The organism is Campylobacter sp. DY7, assembly GCF_057802535.1.
Genome location: NZ_JBYJAU010000041.1, coordinates 1 through 698 on the forward strand (window position 1 = coordinate 1; position 698 = coordinate 698).

At 68.8% G+C, this 698-nt stretch carries 1 protein-coding gene; it reads right to left on the minus strand.

Annotated features, from left to right (window positions below; all coding sequences use genetic code 11):
• Positions 1 to 204: 204 nt before the first annotated feature.
• A complete protein-coding gene (locus AC1B00_RS09600) occupies positions 205 to 519 on the minus strand; it encodes a ParB family protein (RefSeq protein ID WP_488849504.1) in 315 nt (104 codons plus the stop codon).
• Between the last annotated feature and the right edge of the window lie 179 nt (positions 520 to 698).

The following is a 698-nucleotide window of genomic DNA, read 5'->3' on the forward strand; positions in this document are numbered from 1 at the left end:
CACCCGCGCTTGACACGGGTGATAGGATCAAGCCCGATCGGCGTTCTGCCGCAGGCACGGTTGTCGAACCGAGCTTGACCCCCTCCCCCTGGGAAATATTTCCAGCAGACACACCCGCGCAGTTATGGCGCAATACTGCGCCGCATATCGGCGGCATACTGCGCCGCACACCCGGTGCACACGGTGCTGTCGGCGTGGGGACGATCAGTCGTTGGAATCGTTCGGCGGGGTCTGCGCCTGCCGGCGGCGCTCCCACTCGCCGCGCAACCATTCGCCTTGCCGTTGCGCTGCAGCGCGGCTAATCCCTCGAGCCTTGGCCGGCGCAGCCGGGAACGGGGCCCCCTCGTTGTAGAGCTGCTCGAGGCGGTCGGCTTCACGGATAAAGGCGACCTCGACGAGACCGGCCAGAGCGGGCGCACCCTCCGGCTCATCCCTCGTCGACCACCACGCAGCCTTGAGGCGCGCGTGCAGCGCGACCGGCAGGAAGTATGCGATCGAGCGGTAGCCGGTGGCCGACACTGACCCCGCGGGTCGGTCGGCGGCACCAGCGGCGTTGACGTCTGTTGGGGGCACGAGTCACCGTCTGGGTGGGGAGGCTTCGGCCCCGTTTCGGGCCGGGGCTGTCCCCAGCCTACAGGCCGGTTTCCAGGCCGTCAGGGGGTTGCGCGCCGCGAGTTGACGCGGTTTTCCAGGGGGTT